A 16,638-nucleotide genomic window follows, 5' to 3' on the forward strand; every position below is an offset into this window, starting at 1 on the left:
GGGGGCCGCGTCATGCGGTGTCGCGCCGGATCTCTTCGTCGAGGATCTCCGCGATGACGCGGCAATCCTCGGGGGTGAAGGTCAGCGGTATCCGTAAGTCGATCAGCCCCGCCAGAACGCGGTCGGTCCGGGGCAGGGGCTCGGGTGCGGCATAGTCCCAATGGGCATAGCGCGAGGTGAAGCCCTGCGGCTGTGCCGCGCCGAACCATTTCAGCTCGACCCCGCGCGCGGCGCAGCGGGCAACGAGGGCCTCGATCCGGCCGGGCGTCCAGTCGGGCAGGCGGGCCTGGAAAGACGAACCGACGAAGCTTTCAGCGGCGGGCCGCTCGATCAGCGCAAGCTCCGGCGTTGTCCGCAGTCCATTCTCAAGCGCGCGGTACAGCTCGGCCCAGCGGACGATCCGGCCGGGCAGGTCGGCCAGCTGCGGCCGAAGGATCGCGGCGCGAAGCGCATCCATTCGGCCCGAGACGTTCGGTACCTGGGCCCAGAGATCCTCGAAGACCTCGGGCGCGGGGGCGGCGCTGTGGCGCGGATACATCATGTAGGATCCCGACAGCAGCACGGCCCGGGCCATCAGCTTGGGGTCGTCGGAAATCAGCAGTCCCCCTTCGCCCGAATTGAGGTGCTTGTAGGTCTGGGTCGAATAGCAGGCCATCGCGCCATGCCGCCCCGAGGCCACACCGTTCCAGGCGGCCCCCATCGTATGGGCGCAATCCTCGATCACCCGCACCCCCGCGCCGTCGCAGATCGTCATCAGCCGGTCCATGTCGCAGATATGGCCGCGCATATGCGACAGCAGCAGAACCCTTGCACCGGTCTCGTCTATCCGCGCCTTAAGATGGTCGAGGTCGATCACCAAATCGGGCGTGACCTCGACCAGCACCGGCTGAGCGCCGAGGCTGGCGATGGCCCCCGGCACCGGCGCCAGCGTGAAGGCATTGGTCAGGACCGGCTCGTCCGGCCTCACTTGCAGCGCCCGAAGCGCGCAGGCCAGCGCGTAGCCACCCGAGGCCACGGCCAGCGCGAACCGCGCGCCGGTGAAGGCCGCAAAGTCCTCCTCCAGCAATGCGACCTCGCCCGCCTCGCCCTCGGCGAGGTTGTAGCGATGCAGCCGCCCGTGCCGCAGCACCGCGACCGCCGCCTCGATGGCGGCCTCGGATATCGGTTCCTGCTGGGTGAAGCTGCGGGTGAAGCGGCGCGCCATGGCTCAGCTTTCCGGCAGAAGACGGGCGACGAGGCCGTCAAGCTCGTCATAGGTTCTCATCAGTGCCTCGGGGACGAGGCCGGGCATTTCCGCCGCGGCGGGGCCGAAGGTCACCAGCACGCAGGGTACGCCCGCGGCACGCGCGGTCGCGCGGTCGGTTGCGCTGTCGCCGACTAGAAGCGAGTGCGCGACCTGCCCGCCCGCGCGCTGGACCGCCAGCACGTAAGGCGCCGGGTCGGGCTTTCTGACCGGCAGGGTATCGGCCCCCACCAGCGAGGCGAACAGCCCGCGCACGCCGAGCAGGGTCATCAGGTCTTCGGCCAGGGCTTCAGGCTTGTTGGTGCAGATCCCGACCGCGATGCCAGTGGCCCGCAGCCTCTCGACCGCGTCGAGCGCGCCCGGATAAAGCCGCGTATGGCGGTCGAGCCCGGCTGCGTAATGGTCGAGGAAAAGAGGAAACTGTTCGGCCACCGGCGCCTCTTCGCTGATCTTCCCCAGACGTTCGAATCCAAGTCGCAGCATCGCCCGCCCGCCAAGGAAGGCTGTGGCGGCATCGGCCTCGGGGTCCAGCGGGCGGCCCTTTCCCAGCGTCTCGAAACAGGCATTGGCCGCGTCGATCAGGTCGCGGCTGGTATCGGCCAGGGTGCCGTCCAAATCGAAGATCACCGTCCGCATCCGTGCCTCGTCCTTCCGTTCGCCGCCCTGTAACAGAGCGAAATGCCAAGTGAAGCGGCCGCCGGTTGCGAACCGCAGGAACCGCGATAAAAGGGAGGCGAGAAAAAGGAAAGAGCAGAGACCCCCATGCCCACCGCCCTGATCCTCCTGGCCGCCGGCCAGGGCAACCGGATGATGTCCGATCGCGCCAAGGTGCTGCACGAGGTGGCCGGGGCGCCGCTTCTGGCCCATGCGATGGCGGCGGGCCGCGCGCTCGACCCGGTCCGCACCGTGGTTGTGACCGGGCATCAGGCCGACGCGGTGCGCGCGGCGGCGCTCGATATCGACCCCGAGGTCGCGGTGGTCGAGCAGGCCGAGCGGCTTGGGACCGGCCATGCCGTGGCCCAGGCCCGCCCCGCGCTGGACGGTTTTTCGGGCGACGTGATCGTGCTTTACGGCGATACGCCCTTCATCCGCCCCGAGACGCTGGAGGCGATGGCCGCCGCCCGCGCCCAGCATGCCGTGGTGGTTCTGGGCTTTCATGCCGCCGACCCCAAGCGCTACGGGCGGCTGGTGATGGCGGGCGAGGCGCTGGACCGGATCGTCGAATATAACGACGCGACCGAGGCGGAACGCGCCCTGACGCTGTGCAATTCGGGCGTCATCGCCGCCGATTGCGCGACGCTCTTCGAGCTGATCGGCGCGCTTTCGAACGACAATGCGGCGGGCGAATACTACCTGACCGACGTGGTCGGGCTGGCCTGTGCCCGCGGGCTGTCGGCCGGTGTCGTCATCTGCGACGAGGCCGAGACGCTGGGCGTCAATTCGCGCGCCGATCTGGCCGCGGCCGAGGCCGCCTTCCAGGCCCGCGCGCGTGCCGGGGCGCTGGATAACGGGGTCACGCTGACCGCACCCGAAACGGTCTTCTTCGCCTTCGACACCGTGATCGGCCGCGATGCCGTGATCGAGCCAAACGTGATCTTCGGCTCCGATGTCACCGTCGAATCCGGCGCCCGGATCCGTGCCTTCTCGCATCTCGAGGGCTGTCATGTCAGCCGTGGTGCCGTGGTCGGCCCGTTTGCCCGGCTGCGTCCCGGTGCCGAACTGGCCGAGGACGTGCGGGTCGGCAATTTCGTCGAGATCAAGAATGCGCAGGTGGCCGAGGGCGCCAAGGTCAACCACCTGAGCTATATCGGCGACGCCACGGTGGGCGAGCATGCCAATATCGGCGCGGGCACCATCACCTGCAATTATGACGGCGTCTTCAAGCACCGGACCGAGATCGGCGCCCATGCCTTCATCGGGTCGGACACGATGCTGGTGGCGCCGGTGCGGATCGGCGCCCATGCCATGACCGCCTCGGGCTCGGTCATCACCACGAACGTGCCCGACGACGCGCTGGCGCTTGGCCGCGCGCGGCAAGAGGTCAAGCCGGGGCTCGCGCGGCGGCTGATGGACCGGCTGAGGGCCGAAAAGGCCAAGCGCAAGGGACACTAGGCGGGCCTTCCCGCCCCATTCGGAGCAAATCGCATGTGCGGAATCGTCGGCGTTCTGGGAGATCACGAGGCCGCGCCGCTGCTGGTGGCGGCGCTCGGGCGGCTTGAATACCGGGGCTATGACAGCGCCGGGATCGCCACCGTCAATGCAGGGCGGCTCGACCGCCGCCGGGCGGTGGGCAAGCTTGTCAACCTGTCGGACCTTCTGGTCCACGAGCCGCTGCCGGGCAAGGCCGGGATCGGCCATACCCGCTGGGCCACCCATGGCGCGCCCACCCTCGCCAATGCCCATCCCCAGCGCGCGGGCCGGGTCGCGGTGGTCCATAACGGCATCATCGAGAATTTCCGCGCGCTCCGTGACGAGCTCGGCGCCCGCGGCATCGGCTTCGAAAGCGATACCGATACCGAGACGGTGGCTCATCTGGCCCAGACCTATCTCGACGAGGGGCTCACGCCGCGCGAGGCCGCGGCCCGCGCCATCGACCGGCTGGAAGGCGCCTTCGCGCTCCTGTTCCTGTTCGAGGGCGAGGACGATCTGATGATCGCCGCCCGCAAGGGCTCGCCGCTGGCGGTGGGTCATGGCGAGGGCGAGATGTTCGTGGGCTCGGATGCCATCGCGCTGGCCCCGCTGACCAACCGGATCACCTATCTCGAAGAGGGCGACCGCGCCGTCGTCACCCGCGCGGGCGTCGAGATCTTCGACGCCACGGGCGATCTGGTCCCGCGCGAGATCCGCACCATCGAGATCGACGCCACCCGGGTCGAGAAGGGCGGCTACAAGCATTTCATGGCCAAGGAGATCGCCGAGCAGCCCGCGGTGCTGGGCGATGCGCTGCGCCATTATCTGGGCGAGGAGGGCACCGAGATCGCCCTGCCCGGCGGCGGCATCGACTTCTCGGGGATCACCCGGATCACCATGGTCGCCTGCGGCACCGCCTATCTGGCCTGCCTCACCGCCAAGTACTGGGTCGAGCGGCTGGCCGGGCTGCCGGTCGATGTCGATGTGGCCTCGGAATTCCGCTACCGCGAGCCGCCCATTCCCGAGGGTACGCTGGCGATCTTCGTCAGCCAGTCGGGCGAAACCGCCGACACGCTGGCCGCGCTGCGCTACTGCAAGAACCGGGCCGACCGGATCGTTTCGGTGGTGAATGTCGCCGAAAGCTCGATCGCGCGCGAAAGCGACCTGGCGCTGCCGATCCTTGCGGGCGCCGAGATCGGCGTCGCCTCGACCAAGGCCTTCACCTGCCAGCTGGGCGTGCTGGCGCTGCTGGCGCTCGAGGCGGCGCGGCAGCGCGGGCGGCTGTCGCCGGCGGCGCTGGCCGAACATCTGGCGGCGCTGCGCGCGATGCCGGGTCGGTTCAACGCGGCGCTGGCCCTCCAGGACCGGATCGAGGGGCTGGCCCGGCGTCTGGCCGAGGCCACCGACGTTCTGTTCCTCGGGCGCGGCGCGATGTATCCGCTGGCGCTTGAGGGCGCGTTGAAGCTGAAGGAAATCAGCTACATCCATGCCGAGGGTTATGCCAGCGGCGAACTGAAGCATGGCCCGATAGCTCTGGTCGAAAAGACCGTGCCCGTGATCGTGATGGCGCCTTATGATCGGCTGTTCGACAAGACCGTGTCGAACATGCAGGAGGTGATGGCGCGCGGCGGTCCGGTGCTTCTGATCACCGATGCGCGTGGCGCGGCCGAGGCTGGCAGCGGCGTCTGGGAGACGCTGGTCCTGCCCGAGGCGCCCGAGCTTTTCGCTCCGATGCTATATGCCCTGCCGGTGCAGCTTCTGGCCTATCACACGGCGGTGGCCAAGGGCACCGATGTCGACCAGCCCCGCAACCTGGCCAAATCGGTCACCGTCGAATAGCGGGCGAATTGCTGGCCCCGGCGAATGTGAAGGTGTGATAAATTCGGTGCCTTTGTAAGAAACTCCGTACGCAAGTGTGTGCGGGAGCGGGCAGCCGTCCAGCACCGTCGGATGACCGCCGTGGCCGCCGCCAGCTCTGGCGATGGCGTCAACCTCGGCAATCTCTTCGGCATTGCATCGGGGGACGCCGCCATTGGCGATCCGCTGGTTTTGGTGACGGAAGGCGTCTTCGAGATGCCCAAAGTCCCCACCGACGAACTGGCCGTGGGCGATGCGGTCTTTTTCCGCACCTCCGACGGGACTGTGACCAGCGCCGCCAGCGGAAGCACCAAGATCGGCGTGGCCGTCTCGGCAGCGGGTATGCCTCAACCCGTAAAGAGAATGTCCCGGCGTCTCCGAGAGCCTGTTGGCCCGAAGATACTTGTTGACCGTGGCCGAGAGGCTGGCGGGGCTGGTGCGGTATTTGGGGAAGCCGTCGGGGCACTGCGCCAGAGCCTTCAGGCTCACGCCCGTCAGGGGGATGACGCGGCGTGCGTTGCGCGTCTTGAGCTGGCGTCCAACGGGCTCAATCGAAATGTGCGGTGTGGCCGCGCCAAGCCGTATCTGATCGCTTGTGAGGGCCGCCAGCTCGCTCGGCCGCGCCCCGGTGTTGACCATCGCCAGAAGGATGCAGCGGGCTTCCTTGTTGAGCCCGTCCAGCGCCCCGGGGGCCAAGAGCTTGTCGCGTATCCAGCTTTCGGAGAAGGGCGGGCGCTGTTGTGCCTCACCTTCCTTGAAGCTGAGATCGGAGAGGGGCAGCACCAGCCCGAGCGGTTTCATGCGGTTCACGGTCTTCAGCACGTCGCCAAGGTGGATAAGGTCTTTGTTGCCCGAGTTTGGCGTAAGGTCTTCGCTCTGGATGCGTTCAAACCACCACTGGCGGAAGTCCAGCATATCGTCGCCGGTTATGTCGCCAATGGCCTTGTCGCCTACCACGTCCACGAACTTCTTCACGGCTTTCTTGCGCGGGTTTTCCCAGTGTCGGAGCTGGTCCGGGCTCTTGCCAAGCGTCTTGTCCGCGACCAAGCCCCAATAGAGTTCAAGAGCCCGAGTCACTGTTATCGCCGGTTCACTCACTCCGCCCATAAGGGCAGCCGTGTCCCGCATATCCAGTTCACCGTCTTTGCGCTCTTTGAGGCTTCGACACGTGCAAGGAGCTGGTCTTGCGGCAGCTTGGCGATTTGGGGCGCTGGCGGGTAGCGGAAGCCCCGGACGGCGGCGAGATTCTTGGCTGCCTCGAAACGCTTTTCCGCGTCGCTTGTGTCACCGGCAAGGCGGGCTTCCCAGCCCTCAACAATGTGCTGCCAAGCGACGGGGGCTTTCTGTTGGGCGACGGTAAGGGAGTCCGTGTGCAGGCTGACCCAGATGCTCTTGCGCTCTTCCACGCGCTCATAGCGGCGCGGCGCGCGCTTGCGCAGGTGATAAGTGCTGCCCCGCTTCATGATGGTCATGGCCGTTTCCCCGCTGGTGGCGTGTGCGGAGTGCGCGGCGAAATGGGTTGCAAAACAAGGCGAAACGACGGATCGCGCGCAGAGCGCTGCGATCTAACATCTTGCTTTTGCTTGGTAATTTGCCAAAACCTCGCAAGGTTTTGTGGCGGAGAGACAGGGATTCGAACCCTGGGAACCCGTGAAGGCTCAACGGTTTTCGAGACCGCCCCGTTCGACCACTCCGGCACCTCTCCGCAGCCCGTGGCCTTGTGGAGCGGTCATTTAGTTGGAACCGCGACGGGGTGCAACCGTTTTTCGCGCGGGCAGGAAACTTCGCCAAGACTCCCGGACATGGTTGGATTTCCCGCCGCTTCGCGATAGCTCTGAACCACCCCTGAACCCGGACCCGCCGATGTCACGTCTCTTCGCCGCCGCCGCCCTGATTGCCGCCCTTGCCGGGGGACCGGTCCGGGCCGACGACGGTCCCGAGGTGCAGCGACTCGTCGAGGCGCTGGCGCTGCCGGATCTGGTCGAGATCATGCGCGACGAGGGGCTGGTCTATGGCGACGGGTTGGAAGCCGACCTTTTCCCCGACCGTGGGGGCGCGCGCTGGGACGCTGCCGTCGCGCGGATCTACGACTCCGACCGGATCGAGAGGGCGATGCGGGAGGCCCTCGGCACGCGACTCGCGGCCGACGAGATCGAGCCGCTGGTGGCCTTCTTTACCTCGCCCGAGGGGGCTCGGATCGTGGCGCTTGAACTGTCGGCGCGGCGCGCGATGCTCGACCCCGAGATCGACAAGGCCAGTCGCGAGCGGCTGGAGGAGATGCAGGCCGACGGCGATCCGCGGCTCGATCTGGTGGGCCGCTTCATCGCGGCGAACGGGCTGATCGAGGCCAATGTCGCGGGCGCGCTCAATGCCAATTACGCCTTCTATACCGGCCTGGTCGATGGTCGTGCCTTCGATTATGCGCTGACCGAGGACCAGATCCTCGACGATGTCCGGCGCCAGGAGCCCGAGATTCGCGAGGACACGCGGACCTGGCTTTTCTCTTATCTGGCGATGGCCTATGCGCCGCTCGACGATGCGACGATGGAATCCTACATCCGGCTGTCCGAGACCCGCCCCGGGCAGGATCTGAACGATGCGCTCTTCGAGGGGTTCGAGGCCGCCTTCCAGGGTATCTCGCGCGACCTTGGGCTCGCTGCGGCGCGGTTCATCGCCGGGCAGGATCTTTAGCCCCGTCCGTGCCGCGGCCGACAGGGACCGGGGCACAGCCAGGCGGGCTTGACTTGGGCGTCGAAATCGCCGATACGCACGGCTCTGGCCCGAATGGCGTTCGTACGCAGTCTTTGCGTTCGAGCGCATGGCGGGCTGTTTGACATTGACGAAACATAGACATCGCCCCGATGGGGGCGCGCTGTCCGGGGCGCGCGCAAGCGCGGGAACACCGCTACGGGGCGGGGCCGAAGGACGCGGCGACAAGAAGGGAATGGCCGATGTTTGCGGTCCTCAAGACCGGTGGCAAGCAGTACAAGGTGCAGTCGGGTGACGTGCTGCGCGTCGAGAAGCTTGCTGCCGAAGCCGGTGAGACGGTTCAGTTCAACGAGATCCTGATGGTGGACGGTCAGGTCGGTACGCCGACCGTCGAGGGCGCTGGGGTGCAGGCCACCGTGATCGACCAGATCAAGGGCGACAAGGTCATCCACTTCGTCAAGCGCCGCCGCAAGCACAGCTCGCAGCGCACCAAGGGCCACCGTCAGCAGCTGACGCTGCTGCGCGTGACCGAGATCCTGGCCTCGGGCGCCGCCGCGACCGGCGTGAAGGCCGCGATCGGGTCCGGCTCGGTGTCGGGGGCTGCGGTTATCGTAGCCGAGCCGAAGGCCGCCAAGGCCGCCGAAGCCAAGGCCGAGGCCCCGGCCGAAGCCGCCGCGCCCGCAGGCGACGACCTGAAGAAACTGCCCGGCGTCGGCCCGGCGATGGAAAAGAAACTGCATGAGGCCGGGATCACCCGCTTCGCGCAGATCGCTGCCTGGACCAACGAGCAGGCTGCCGCGATGGATTCGCGTCTCGGCCTGAAGGGCAAGATCGTGAATGACGGCTGGGTGGCGCTTGCCAAGGACCTGGCCAAGAAGGCCTAAGCGAGAGGAGAGGACGACATGGCACACAAGAAAGCAGGCGGCTCCTCGCGTAACGGTCGCGACTCTGCCGGGCGCCGTCTTGGCGTCAAGATCTATGGCGGCCAGGCGGCCGCGTCGGGCAACATCATCGTCCGTCAGCGCGGTACCAAGTTCTGGCCGGGCGAAGGCGTGGGCATGGGCCGGGATCACACCATCTTTGCGACCTGCGAAGGCGCCGTGACCTTCAAGAAGGGCCTCAAGGGCCGCACCTTCATTTCGGTTCTCCCGGTGGCGGAGGCCGCCGAGTAAGCCGAAACCTCAGGGCAAATCACAAAGCGGGGGATCGGCAGAGCGCCGGTCCCCTTTTTGTTTTTGTAAACGGAGCTCGGGTAGATGAAGCCCCCATGCGTTTCTCGGATCTGGCGGCCGGATGGCCGCCGCGGGACCCGGCTCCGTGCCTTGCAGACGACCGGGGCGGGACCCATCTTGGTCGCGGGTGACCGTGGGCGCGGGACGCGTGGAAGGACGCGCGTCCCGGGCGTTTGAGACAGGTCCGGGGCGTGCATGTTTCGCGACGCGCCCCGGCACATCCGGTCACCGGGAGAATCCGGCGCCGTTCGGAGGAGGCAAGCCATGAAACTCGACCTGATCCCCCCCCAGCCCGCGATCGCGGCAGAACGCTTCGTGCTGCGTCCGGTGCGCCGGTCCGATGCGGGGCTGCTGTCGCTTTACAGCGGCGATCTTCGCGTGGCCCGCTTCACCCGCTCGATCCCGCATCCGCTGCCGCCCGGCGCGACCGAGGCCTTCATCCAACGCGCCCAGGACCCCGAGCGCAGCGAGGATGTCTGGGTCATGGACGGGGCCGAACAGGGGCTGTCCGAGGTTCTGGGCGTGATCGCGCTCGACCGGATGGAGCGCGACCAGTCGGAAATCGGCTATTGGGTCGCGCCGGCCTTCTGGAATACCGGCATCGCTTCCGAGGCGGTGGGTGCGCTTCTGACGGCCAATCCGCAGAAGGCCAAGACGGTCTTCGCCGAGGTCTTTCAGGATAATCCCGGCTCGGCCCGGGTGCTGACCAATGCCGGGTTCGAATATCTCGGCGACGCCGAAGCCTATTCGGTCGCGCGGGAGGCCAAGGTGGCCACCTGGACTTATCTGAAGAAGCTCGGCTGACAGATGACGGGTGCGGCGGACGGATTTCATGTCGAGACGCCGCGCCTGATCCTCAGGGAGTTCCGGCCCGAAGACGTGACCCCGCTGCTGCGGATCGGCCGCGACCGGCGGGTGGCGCAGATGATGTCGACGCTTCCGGTGCGCTGGACGCGGGCGCAGGCGACCGAATGGATCGCCCGGTCGCGCTTTCGGGGCGAGCCCGGCTTCCGGTTGGCTATCGAGCAGCGCGGCCTGGGGCTGATCGGTGTGGCCGGACTTGGCGGCGCGCCGGCGATGCTTGCCTATTTCCTCGATCCCGCGGTCTGGGGACGGGGCTACGCCACCGAAGCGATGCGGGCCTTCGTCTCTGCGGCTTTCGCGCGGTTTCGCGGGCTCGACGTGCTGGCGGCCGATCATTTCGCCGACAATCCCGGTTCGGGCCGCGTACTCGAGAAGCTCGGCTTCGAACGGCTCGGCCGTGGGGCGGGGCGGTCGCTGGCGCGGCTTGAGCCTGCGCCCAATATCCACTATCGCCTGATACGCGCAAAATTCGAGGCTCGTCATGAAATTCCTTGACCTTGCAAAGGTCTATATCCGCTCGGGCAGCGGCGGGAACGGCTGTATCAGCTTCCGCCGCGAGAAATACGTCGAATTCGGCGGCCCCGACGGCGGCGATGGCGGCCGGGGCGGCGATGTCTGGGTCGAGGCGGTCGAGGGGCTGAACACCCTGATCGACTTCCGATATCAGCAACATTTCTTCGCCCAGAACGGGCAGGGCGGCATGGGTCGCCAGAAATCCGGTGCTTCGGGCGCGGACATGGTGCTGAAGGTGCCGGTGGGCACCGAGATCCTCGAAGAGGACGAAGAAACCGTCGTCGCCGACCTGACCGAGCTTGGTCAGCGCGTGCTGCTGGCCCAGGGCGGCAATGGCGGCTGGGGCAACCTGCATTTCAAGACCTCGACCAACCAGGCGCCGCGCCGGGCCAATTCCGGGCAGGAGGGGGTCGAGCGCACGCTCTGGCTGCGGCTCAAGCTGATCGCCGATGCCGGGCTGCTGGGTCTGCCCAATGCCGGCAAGTCGACCTTCCTGGCCGCGACCTCGAACGCGAGGCCGAAGATTGCCGACTATCCGTTCACGACGCTGCATCCCAATCTGGGGGTGGTTGGTGTCGACGGCGCCGAATTCGTCATCGCGGACATTCCCGGCCTGATCGAGGGTGCCCATGAGGGGCGCGGAATCGGGGACCGCTTTCTCGGCCATGTCGAACGCTGCGCGGTGCTTCTGCATCTGATCGATGCCACGTCCGAGGATGTCGCTGCCGACTGGGACACCGTGCTGACCGAGCTTGAACTTTACGGCGGCGATCTGGCCGACAAGCCGCGGGTGACGGTCCTGAACAAGATCGACAGTCTCGACGACGACGAGCGCGCCGAGAAGCGGGCCGCCCTCGAAGAGGCGACCGGCGGCCCGGTGATGCTGATGTCGGGGGTGTCGCGCGAAGGTGTGACCGAGGTGCTGCGCGCGCTGCGTGCCGAGATCGACGAGGACCGGCTGCGCCTCAAGGCCGACGAGGACGGGGAGGACGAAGCGTGGCGTCCCTGAGCTTGGCCCGGCGGCTGGTCGTCAAGATCGGCTCGGCGCTTCTGGTCGACCGCGCCACCGGCAGTCTCCGCGCCGACTGGCTGAAGGGGCTTGCCCAGGACGTCGCGATGATCAAGGCGCGCGGCACCGACGTGGTGCTGGTCTCGTCGGGCTCGATCGCGCTGGGGCGCGGGGTGCTGGGGCTGGGGCTGGGCACGCTCGCGCTGGAACAAAGCCAGGCCGCCGCCGCGGTCGGCCAGATCCGGCTGGCCCGCGCCTATGAGGACTGTCTGGAACCGCATGGCATCACCACCGCGCAGGTGCTGGTGACGCTGGAGGATTCCGAGGACCGGCGGCGCTATCTGAATTCCCGCGCCACGATGGAGACGCTGCTGGGCTTTGGCGCGGTGCCTATCGTCAACGAGAACGACACCATCGCCACCGACGAGATCCGCTTTGGCGACAACGACCGGCTGGCGGCGCAGGTGGCGGTGACGGTGGGGGCCGATGTCGCGGTGCTGCTGTCCGATGTCGACGGGTTCTATAATGCCAACCCGATGCAGGACCCCGAGGCGCACCGTTTCGACCTGATCGAGGAGATCACGCCCGAGATCGAGGCGATGGCGGGCGATGCGGGCTCGGGGCTCTCGAAGGGGGGCATGAAGACCAAGCTGATGGCCGCCCGGACCGCGACCGGCGCGGGCTGCGCGCTGGCGATCACCGAAGGCTCGCGGATGCGGCCCTTGAAGGCGCTGGAAGAGGGCGCGGCCTGCACCTGGTTCCGCCCCAAGGGCGATCCGCGCGCCGCCCGCAAGGGCTGGATCGCCGCGATGAAACCGCATGGCTTTCTTCGGGTCGATGCGGGCGCGGCCGGGGCGCTGAAAAGCGGCAAGTCGCTTCTGCCCGCAGGCGTGACCGAGGTGACCGGCGATTTCGGCCGGGGCGAGCCGGTCGCGATCCTCGGCCCGCAGGGCGAGGGTCTTGGCACCGGGCTTTCGCGCTATACTTCCGTCGAGGCGCGGCTCATCAAGGGGTGCCGCTCGGGCGAGATCGAGTCGATCCTCGGCTATCCCGGACGGGCGGCGCTGATACACAGGGACGACATGGCGACATGAAGGACATCATCGACATTCACGCCCTCATGGCCGATCTGGGCGCGCGCGCCCGGGTGGCGGCGGCCGAACTGGCCTTTGCCCCGGCGGCGGCAAAGCGCAGGGCACTGGACGTCGCGGCCGAGACCGTTCTGAGGCACAAGGCGCAGATCCTGGCCGAGAACGCGACCGACATGGAATACGGCCGCGACAAGGAACTGAGCCCGGCCATGCTGGACCGGCTGATGCTGAACGAGGCCCGGATCGAGGCCATTGCCGCGGGCCTGCGTGCAGTTGCCGCCCAGCCCGACCCGGTGGGCCAGGTGATGGCGGAATGGGACATGCCCTCGGGGCTGCATATCCGTCGGGTGCGCACGCCCCTGGGCGTGATCGGCGTGATCTATGAAAGCCGGCCCAATGTCACCGCCGATGCGGGCGCGCTTTGCCTCAAGGCCGGCAACGCGGTGATCCTGCGCGGCGGGTCGGAAAGCTTTCATTCCTCGGGGGCGCTGCACGAATGCCTGGTGGCGGGGCTTGCCAGGGCACGGCTGCCCGAGGATGCGATCCAGCGCGTGCCGACCCGCGACCGCGCCGCAGTCAGTGCGATGCTCACCCTCACGCAGTATATCGACGTCATCGTGCCGCGCGGCGGCAAGGGACTGGTCGGGCTGGTGCAGCGCGAGGCGCGGGTGCCGGTCTTTGCCCATCTCGAGGGCATCGTGCATATCTATGTCGACAAGGCCGCCGATCCGGCCAAGGCGCTGTCGGTGGTGCTGAACGCCAAGACCCGGCGCACCGGCATCTGCGGCGCGGCCGAATGTCTGCTGATCCACAAGGACGTGGCCGCGACGCTTGGCGCCGATCTGGTCGCGGCGCTGGTCAAGGCCGGGGTGCGGGTCCATGCCGACAAGGTGCTGGCCCGGCTGCCGGGCACGGTGCCCGCCACCGCCGAGGATTGGGGGCGCGAATATCTCGATATGGACATCGCCGCCAAGGTGGTGGGCGATATCGACAGCGCCATCGAGCATATCCGGACCTTCGGCTCGGGCCATACCGATGCCATCCTGACCGAGGATGACGCCGCGGCGGCGCGGTTCTTCGAACGGCTCGACAGCGCGATCCTGATGCGCAACGCCTCGACCCAGTTCGCCGATGGCGGCGAATTCGGGATGGGCGCCGAGATCGGCATCGCGACCGGCAAGCTGCATGCGCGCGGGCCGGTCGGGGCCGAACAGCTGACCAGCTTCAAGTATCTGGTCGAAGGCAACGGCACGCTCCGGGCCTGAGCCCGGGCTGTGTGACGGGCCCCGGGGCGCGCCGGGGCCCTGCCTCCGAAGGCTGATGTCAAGGGGATGCCGTCATGAAGAGGACTAAGAAAGATACGTGATACCAAGCTCTTGCCGAGCAGATCGTTTTTCGATTTAAAGGCTGGAGAAGTCGCGTAAGCACTGCGTAAGCAGTCAGGGCCTGACGGTTCTGCTGCGCACCCATAGCTCAGCTGGATAGAGCGTCGCCCTCCGAAGGCGAAGGCCTCAGGTTCGAATCCTGATGGGTGCGCCATTAACCTCGAAATTCCAAAACATTGGCGTGGTCTGTTCACGCGATTGAGCGCATGCGCGCCGTGGCCTAAAGTAGGCGGGCTTCACCAAGGTTGGCGGCAAAACTCAGGGTGCGGTTGGGAAGGCTCGCGGTATCGTCGAGCAATGCGGGTCGAGACCGAGGAGGGGATCTGTTCCCACATCGGATCAAGGGCCGGGGCGAGAACCTCTGATACCTATCGCTGAAGCGCCTCCGTTCGCCAAGAGCACCGTGGTCCCCATCAGCAGTATCCGACTCTCAATGCTGACTCACGGGTGTTAGCCAGCAAGCTGGGCGCGTGCCGCCTCAAACCGCTCACGTAGGTCTTCATGATCAACGTCTAAGTCCTCGACACAGTAGCTGTTCAAAAATTGCCGTCCTGCAAAGAGATTCCGGTCGGTCTCGTTCAGTTTGGCGTCTTCACAGACCCCGGCCCATTCGGATGCTAGCGTTGTCAGTTGGTCCCCTATGATGGCCTTGGCGTCATCCTCCTTGATCAAGAAAGCAGGGGCCGCGTCGAGACAGCTTCGGAGCGTGCTCATGCGGTTCTCTCCCTTGATCAGCATCGCCTGCGTCGCCTCGTTGCCGGTTCTGCCCTGCGGGCAGATGTCGTAGGCAGGGGTGAGGGTGAGCCTCTTCCCATCCCAGAAGGCTGCATGGTTGCGCGCATGGTCGTCGGTGTTGCCGCACAGGATGTTGAATACTATGCGACCATAAAGCTCTCGGAGCGTTTCCTTCGGCTCTGCGAAGCGGTGGCGAATGATCTCGGCGAGGTCTTCGTAAGAGGCATAGCGCGCCATCATTTCGTCGAGACCTAGCATGGTCAGAGCCGAAACCATTGCCTTGCGCTGCCAGCCTTCCTCGACTTTGATGCGATCGAACCGTTCGATCAGCAGCACATCCTTGCCGCCCGCCGCAATCATCGAGACAGGGGCGACGGTGAGCCCGCAGGCCGCTGCCAGCCTCATGGCGACGAACTCCGCCTTGACGACGCTGTAGAGGTCCGTGCTCGAGGAGAATTTGGCGATCATCTTATGGTCGCCATTGTCAATCAGGGCCTTCGGGCGGGCACCACCAATCGATGTGCCGTGGTTCAAAGCCTGGTCGAGCGCGGGCGTGAGCGGGATGCCTTTTTCGATCCGCTCGGCCGCTTCGAGCAACTCCTCATAGGTCGCCTCGGCCTTTAGGCGCGGGATATACTTTGTGGCGGAGTGCTGAAAATCGAGCGCGCCGATCCGGTCCGAACCCGATTCCAGCAAGTAGGTGAGTTCGTTGATCTCGCGGGATTCTGCCTCTGCGGCTTTGGCGCCAACCAGGCGATTGATGATGACCCTGCGGCCCCAGGCGTCTGGTGAGCCGTCCCGAATGGAGCTTGCCATAGACAGGCCAGGGGCGGGTTCGATCAAGCCGCGCTCGAGCGGAAGCTCGGGTTCGTAGATCGGGATCGCGCCCGCACGGTTCAGGTAGCTGGCACCGTAGTTGAAGGCGAATTGATCCCCGTTCTTTGTGAGACGTCCAGCCACGACGGGCTCCGTTTCTCCGGGCAGCCAAATCCAGACAAAGGCGTCATCGTGTTGCTTCAGCTTAGAAGTCATCATCGACCTCTTGCTTGCGATGGCGAACGCTCTTCGGAAGCAAGGTTAGCTTCTCGTCGAGCCGGGTATTGTGCATTTGCAGGCTGCGATCATCGAGGTCAAACAGACGAACACCCACCAGCGCCGCGACTTCGAAGACGATGCCGATCTCGGAGCCGGCCTCTCCATTTTCGATCTTGCGCAGCGTCTTGCGGGTGATGCCAGCCCGTTCGGACAGATCCTCGGCCGTGAGGCCACGCTCCAGCCGGCCAGCCTTAATTAGCTTGCCGAGGAGGGAGAGCGTCTGCTTTGTTGCTCGGGAGTAGCTGCGTGTTACTCTCATGGTAAACCCATCAATATGAGTAATTTAATATCCACAAGACGCCATCGCGGGCCTTTTGGTGCCCATAGCGTACAGCGCAGGCCTGAGTTGTCAAGGGAGTGGGTAAGTTAAGACCCTGAAGGCTTACGTGCGGGCCTTTGGGTGCTCATCTCGGTGGGCAATCATCTGAAGGCGGGTTAGCCGCGACTGTGGAGGTCATCAGAGGTGATGTACAGTTTCGGTAGCACGAGAGCCGCTCACAAGATCAAGTACGAACCTTAACCCCCAACATCACCCATCCCCTCATCGAAAGTCTCAATAAAAGTGATCATCTCCAAGATGATGCGCTCAGACGAGGGCTTCCGCTGAAGAATGCCAGGCACTTCCGTCATGATCGCGATCACCTCGTCAGTCAGTGGGCGCTTACCGGAAAACTGATATGCTTCTAGGTCATGTTGACAAATGGCGGACCCAGAGACGGATCGACGTGATGTCAATGAAGCCGAGGAAGCTCTCAGCGGTCTTGTCGTAGCGGGT

Annotated in this window: 15 protein-coding genes, 2 tRNA genes and 2 pseudogenes; 12 read left to right on the top strand and 7 right to left on the bottom strand. The window is 66.1% G+C overall.

The window, feature by feature from the left end:
* Positions 1-10: 10 nt before the first annotated feature.
* Together EV657_RS18690 and EV657_RS18695 are read right to left on the bottom strand one after the other, a co-directional pair.
* Entirely contained in the window at positions 11-1,204 is a 1,194-nt protein-coding gene (locus EV657_RS18690) for a DegT/DnrJ/EryC1/StrS family aminotransferase (RefSeq protein ID WP_134079305.1), read from the bottom strand.
* 3 nt (positions 1,205-1,207) lie between these two features.
* On the bottom strand, positions 1,208-1,879 hold the full coding sequence (locus EV657_RS18695) for an HAD-IA family hydrolase (protein WP_134079307.1): 672 nt from the start codon (positions 1,877-1,879) through the stop codon (positions 1,208-1,210).
* 126 nt (positions 1,880-2,005) lie between these two features.
* On the opposite strand from EV657_RS18695, the gene glmU reads away from it, so the two are divergent.
* The 3 genes and pseudogenes from glmU to EV657_RS21690 form a co-directional block, all read left to right on the top strand.
* Positions 2,006-3,355 (top strand): bifunctional UDP-N-acetylglucosamine diphosphorylase/glucosamine-1-phosphate N-acetyltransferase GlmU, encoded by a 1,350-nt coding sequence (gene glmU, locus EV657_RS18700; RefSeq protein WP_134079308.1) that lies wholly within the window; start codon positions 2,006-2,008, stop codon positions 3,353-3,355.
* A 33-nt stretch (positions 3,356-3,388) separates the two neighbouring features.
* Entirely contained in the window at positions 3,389-5,212 is a 1,824-nt protein-coding gene (gene glmS, locus EV657_RS18705) for a glutamine--fructose-6-phosphate transaminase (isomerizing) (protein WP_134079310.1), read from the top strand.
* 111 nt (positions 5,213-5,323) lie between these two features.
* Positions 5,324-5,512 (top strand): annotated as a pseudogene (locus tag EV657_RS21690) (capsid cement protein); the annotation flags it as partial.
* An 812-nt stretch (positions 5,513-6,324) separates the two neighbouring features.
* Here the strand turns inward: EV657_RS21690 and EV657_RS21695 are convergent.
* Together EV657_RS21695 and EV657_RS18715 are read right to left on the bottom strand one after the other, a co-directional pair.
* Positions 6,325-6,702, bottom strand: coding sequence for a DUF6538 domain-containing protein (locus EV657_RS21695; RefSeq protein ID WP_166673735.1), 378 nt, complete (start codon positions 6,700-6,702; stop codon positions 6,325-6,327).
* A gap of 143 nt (positions 6,703-6,845) precedes the next feature.
* Positions 6,846-6,935 (bottom strand) — tRNA-Ser (locus tag EV657_RS18715).
* 158 nt (positions 6,936-7,093) lie between these two features.
* Between EV657_RS18715 and EV657_RS18720 the strand changes: the two genes are divergently transcribed.
* The 9 genes from EV657_RS18720 to EV657_RS18760 all read left to right on the top strand — a co-directional run bounded on the left by EV657_RS18720 (position 7,094) and on the right by EV657_RS18760 (position 14,187).
* Positions 7,094-7,921 (top strand): DUF2059 domain-containing protein, encoded by an 828-nt coding sequence (locus EV657_RS18720; RefSeq protein WP_134079311.1) that lies wholly within the window; start codon positions 7,094-7,096, stop codon positions 7,919-7,921.
* 260 nt (positions 7,922-8,181) lie between these two features.
* A complete protein-coding gene (locus EV657_RS18725) occupies positions 8,182-8,823 on the top strand; it encodes a 50S ribosomal protein L21 (protein WP_134079313.1) in 642 nt (213 codons plus the stop codon).
* Positions 8,824-8,841: 18 nt separating this feature from the next.
* Positions 8,842-9,111 (top strand): 50S ribosomal protein L27, encoded by a 270-nt coding sequence (gene rpmA, locus EV657_RS18730; protein WP_075785608.1) that lies wholly within the window; start codon positions 8,842-8,844, stop codon positions 9,109-9,111.
* A 324-nt stretch (positions 9,112-9,435) separates the two neighbouring features.
* Entirely contained in the window at positions 9,436-9,975 is a 540-nt protein-coding gene (locus EV657_RS18735) for a GNAT family N-acetyltransferase (RefSeq protein ID WP_075785609.1), read from the top strand.
* A gap of 3 nt (positions 9,976-9,978) precedes the next feature.
* Entirely contained in the window at positions 9,979-10,530 is a 552-nt protein-coding gene (locus tag EV657_RS18740) for a GNAT family N-acetyltransferase (RefSeq protein ID WP_113668491.1), read from the top strand.
* Positions 10,517-11,557 carry a GTPase ObgE gene (gene obgE / locus EV657_RS18745; RefSeq protein WP_134079314.1) on the top strand — a complete coding sequence of 347 codons (1,041 nt, stop codon included), beginning with the start codon at positions 10,517-10,519 and terminating at the stop codon, positions 11,555-11,557. The genes EV657_RS18740 and obgE overlap by 14 nt, the downstream gene beginning before the upstream one ends.
* A complete protein-coding gene (gene proB / locus EV657_RS18750; protein ID WP_134079316.1) occupies positions 11,545-12,651 on the top strand; it encodes a glutamate 5-kinase in 1,107 nt (368 codons plus the stop codon). Before obgE ends, proB begins: the two co-directional genes overlap by 13 nt.
* Entirely contained in the window at positions 12,648-13,913 is a 1,266-nt protein-coding gene (locus EV657_RS18755; protein ID WP_113668493.1) for a glutamate-5-semialdehyde dehydrogenase, read from the top strand. Before proB ends, EV657_RS18755 begins: the two co-directional genes overlap by 4 nt.
* A 197-nt stretch (positions 13,914-14,110) precedes the next feature.
* Positions 14,111-14,187: transfer RNA gene (locus EV657_RS18760), tRNA-Arg, on the top strand.
* 296 nt (positions 14,188-14,483) lie between these two features.
* Here the strand turns inward: EV657_RS18760 and EV657_RS18765 are convergent.
* The 3 genes and pseudogenes from EV657_RS18765 to EV657_RS18775 all read right to left on the bottom strand — a co-directional run.
* Entirely contained in the window at positions 14,484-15,800 is a 1,317-nt protein-coding gene (locus tag EV657_RS18765) for a type II toxin-antitoxin system HipA family toxin (protein WP_134079317.1), read from the bottom strand.
* Positions 15,790-16,122 carry a helix-turn-helix transcriptional regulator gene (locus EV657_RS18770; protein WP_134079319.1) on the bottom strand — a complete coding sequence of 111 codons (333 nt, stop codon included), beginning with the start codon at positions 16,120-16,122 and terminating at the stop codon, positions 15,790-15,792. The genes EV657_RS18765 and EV657_RS18770 overlap by 11 nt, the downstream gene beginning before the upstream one ends.
* Positions 16,123-16,551: 429 nt before the next feature.
* Positions 16,552-16,638, bottom strand: a pseudogene (locus EV657_RS18775) (IS5/IS1182 family transposase); the annotation flags it as partial.

Origin of the sequence: Rhodovulum visakhapatnamense (assembly GCF_004365965.1) — a bacterium.
GTDB lineage: Bacteria > Pseudomonadota > Alphaproteobacteria > Rhodobacterales > Rhodobacteraceae > Rhodovulum > Rhodovulum visakhapatnamense.